The following is a 4,105-nucleotide window of genomic DNA, read 5'->3' on the forward strand; positions in this document are numbered from 1 at the left end:
GCTCAGCTCCTGATCGAGCAGGTCCAGGCCGCCATCGCTGGTGTAGGTCCAGTCTTCGAGTTCGGATTCGTATTCGGGCTTGCCGAGATACCCCCCGAAATAGGGGGCGATGGCGATCGCGTCGATGCCATGATCGATGCACGGGCCGCCGCTCCAGAGCGGGCAGGCTAGCGCCTGCGTTGCAGTCCATTCGTTGGCCGCCTGGGCCCCCAGCACGCAGATCACCCGCTGCGGGGCATCGGCAAAGACCTCTCTCCAGATCCGGCAGACCTCGGCCGTGCGCTTGCCGTACCAGTTGATCACCTTGGTGAAATCACTCGCCGAGCTGCTCGGCCACAGCACCCGCGCCTGATCGCGAATCCAGGCCTGCTGCGAGAAGGCGCTGTTCCAGACCTCGTTGGAGTATTGGAGGTAGAGGCTGAGGCCAGGGTCGAGCCGATCGCGGACGAGCTCGGCGAAGCGCCGGACGAAGTCATCATCGGCCTGGTGGGGAATATTGAGCCAAGCTCGCGCTTGGAGGCGATTCGCGAGATCGATCATGACCTCGTACGGAACGCCAGCCTCGGCATTCCAGCTCGCCCGTTCCGGAAGGGTGCGCTGATCCCAACGTGCAACCGGGCTGCCGTTGATCTTCATCCATTCCATGAAGCGCAAGACCTCAAACGGCCGCGTCCGAGCGAGTAGGTCTGGATTGAAAACCTGCCCCGCGTCAAGCAAGGCCTCACGATCCTCTCGCACCAAACGCAGATTGCGCAGATAATCTTCGGTGCCCTTGGGATCGGTCGTATACACCTGGATGTGGGCGATGCCCTGAATCGGGTCGATCTCCAGGACATCTCGTCCCGGCCTCGACTCAGCCGGGAGTCGACGCGCACCGAGGCGATAGCGCAGCTCACCGGCACCTTCGTAGCGCATGACGTATCGAGCCTTGCGGATGCTCTTGGGTAAGGCCAGCACCGTCGCCGCGATCGAAAAACCGGGCTGCTGCGGATCGGGCAGCGAGCGGACCCAGCCCCACCGATCCAAATCGAGCGCGTCGGCATCGCCGGTGTTCCAACCAGCGCTGCAGTCATCATCGCGGGGGCGCTCACACTGGGTAAACCAAGGCCGGGCCTGCTTGAACAGATTGAGAAAGGGCAGCTCCGTCGACCAATCCGAAACCTCACGAAGATTGGTTCCTAGGGAGTGGTGAGCCACTGCGATCGGTAGCGCACTGGCGTCGGCCCGGTGCAACCCCGAGTGATCGGACGGCAACGGCAGCAGTAAGAAAACTACCGACGCGATGGCGACGAGCCCGAAGGCGGCCAAAGCCAGCAGGCGCACTGTCTTGTCGTTATCCAGATTCATCGAACCAGATGCTCCAGGATGACTCCAACTTCTAAGGTGGTCAGGCTCTGTGAGCTATACTGGAGCCCTGCTGACGGCAGACAGCAGGCTGATCCCTCCTCCGAGGGGGCGCCAGGCATGCTAATGAGATCGCCCAAACCCTGTTACGCCACGACTGAACGCATGCATTGCCTTTCAAGGCTGAGTTATTCGAAGGGTCCGCTCATCGCCGCGCTCTGCGCGACGATGCTCGCCGCGTGCACCCTAACGGCGACACCTCCGATCAAGTCCGACCGTAATTCGGACGCGTTTGTGGTGAACGAGAAAAACCTCTCTTATACAACAGCTGCCGCGCTTGCAGCGTTCAACAGCCCGCCCCCGCCGACCTACGAGCTCGGTTCAGGGGATATGCTGAATATCACCGTCTGGTCGCGTCCCGAGCTCTCGGGGGAGCATGTGGTTGGTCCAGACGGCTACATCAGTCTTCCCGTCGCGGGCCCGATCAAGATCGGCGGTCTCGGGCGTGAGGAGAGTCACGAACTGGTCAGAAATGCCCTGGCGCAATACTACGAGGCGCCGCAGGTCAACATCGAGGTGACGGACTATGTCTCGAACCAGATCCTCATCCTCGGCCGCGTGACCAACCCTGGTGCGCTCCAGTTTATCAATCCGCCGACCTTGCTCGAGGCGATCACCCTCGCCGGCGGGCTACCGGTTGGCGGTATGGGGTCGGAGAAGGCGACGCTGACGCGCTGCGCAGTGTTTCGCGGTCGGGATCGTGTGGTCTGGTTAAGCCTCAAGGACTTGCTGGCAGGGCGTAACCTTGCGCTCAACCTTCAGCTTCGAGCAGGCGACCTCGTCTATATCCCAGACGCCGACGATCAGCTTGTTTATGCCTTAGGCCAGGTAAACACGCCGGGGGCCTACAATCTGAGCCCAGAGATGACCTTGCTCGACGTCATCTCGCGCGCAGGCGGCTTAACCGAAGACGGCGACCCCAATCAGGTCACCCTGGTTCGCCCCTCGGAAAACGCCAGCATGACCGTCAGGATGAGCGACCTCCTAAGCCCCGACCCGCAGCTGAATGTGTCCCTATCGCAAGGCGATGTGCTCTATGTCCCGAGCAGCCGCCTCGGACGCGTCGGCTACCTGATGCGCCAAATCAACCCGATTACGTCATTCTTGATCTTTACTCAGACCTTCACTGGCAGCAGCAGCGACTAGCTCCGTATCCGTATGCGATATCCCCGCAACGCCCCCGCCGCACCAGCCGATTCCAGCCCTCCCGATCACGCCGCCGAGACCCGGGAAGCGCTGTCGCGTAATGTAAGCGTCCAGATGCTGGCGAAATTCGGCTATCTGGCAACGCGGTTTCTGATCCCGCCCTTCGTTCTCGCTCATATCGGGCTTGAGGCCTATGGCGTATGGGCCACCGCATTCGTACTGGTCAGCTATCTCGGCATCTCGACTTTCGGCATCTCTAATGTCTACGTAAAGTACGTCGCCGAATACTCGGCCAAGCGTGAGCATGCCCGAGCCAACGGCGTGCTCGCTGCCGGTGTGTTGATCACCACGACCCTGAGCCTACTGCTCTTCGGTGTGGTCTACCTGCTACTACCAGAGCTGCTGATCTGGCTCAAGGTCTCACCCGACCTGCAGATCCAGGCCGGCGAGGTCGTGCTGGTGGTGGTCGCGGTCTTCCTAGGCTCGATTGCCTTCTCGGTCTTCGGCGACACCCTGATCGGCCGCCAGCGGATCGCGGCGCAGCAGACGATCTGGGTCGTCGCCTATCTGACCGAAACCCTACTGATCTTTGTCCTGGTCGGGATGGGACGCGGCATTCAAGGGTTGGCAGAAGCCTACCTGATCCGCACGCTCATCGAGATCGGTCTGGCCTTCATCGTCGTTATGCGAACCGAGCGGTGGTTTAGTCTATCGCCGAGACATATCACCAAACAGTCGCTGCGCGTGATCCTGCGCTTCGGCGGCACGGTGCAGATTCTCGGCTTCCTGGCGATTTTGCTCCACTCCGCCGAGCGACTCCTCGCCGCCACACTGATCGGCGTCAAGGCCGCAGGTCTGGTCGACATCGCGAAGAAGCTGCCCGGGATGGCGGGGACGATTCCAAGCGTCTTCGCTGGGGCCTTTGTCCCGGCGGCATCCTATATGCACGGCGGCCTAGAGCATGACCCGAGCGGTCGGGCAAAACTAACCCAGCTCTACCTCAAGGGCGGACGCTACATGAATCTGACCGCCGCCTTCATCTGCGCCTTCCTGGCGACCCTGCCACAACCGATCCTCGACGTCTGGCTGGGCGAAGAGTATCCAGGCGCAGTCACGATCATGCTGCTGTCCGCGGTCGCGGTTCAGATTGCCAAGCTCACTGGCCCGGGGACCTCGATCCTCAAGGGCATTGGTCGTCCCCATGACGAATTCTATTACGCGATCCCGAATATCGTCCTGCTGCTTATCCTCTTACCCTTATCCTGGGTTTGGGCCGAGGGTTGGGAGCTGCTGCCGATCGTGATCGCGGTCGCCGTCGCCACGACCCTTTCGGCGCTCGTTTTCATCATTCGCGCAAACCGGCTGCTCCAGGTATCGACCAAGGACTACCTGACCCGCGTCTTCCTCCCCGGCCTGATGCCGTACGTCGTGGGACTCCTGGTTGCCATACCGGTCTCGCTGATCCAAGAGGGGCTAGATCGCGTGGCCCTCGCGATCCTTGTCATCGCCGCGGGGCTGGTCTATAGCATGCTGACCACGAGTCTTACTCTGTTTT

3 protein-coding genes are annotated in these 4,105 nt (G+C 61.4%); 2 read left to right on the top strand and 1 reads right to left on the bottom strand.

What is annotated here, in order from left to right:
- Nucleotides 1–1,347: hypothetical protein (locus ACY693_RS16040; protein ID WP_462322816.1), on the bottom strand; the 1,347-nt coding region annotated here is incomplete at its 3' end.
- Between the two features lie 294 nt (nucleotides 1,348–1,641).
- On the opposite strand from ACY693_RS16040, the gene ACY693_RS16045 reads away from it, so the two are divergent.
- Both ACY693_RS16045 and ACY693_RS16050 read left to right on the top strand, forming a co-directional pair.
- Complete coding sequence (locus tag ACY693_RS16045; protein ID WP_462322817.1) at nucleotides 1,642–2,550, top strand: polysaccharide biosynthesis/export family protein; 909 nt, start codon at nucleotides 1,642–1,644, stop codon at nucleotides 2,548–2,550.
- A gap of 114 nt (nucleotides 2,551–2,664) precedes the next feature.
- Nucleotides 2,665–4,105 (top strand): MATE family efflux transporter (locus ACY693_RS16050; protein ID WP_462322818.1); only part of this gene is annotated, 1,441 nt, incomplete at its 3' end.

The organism is Halochromatium sp., assembly GCF_054919635.1.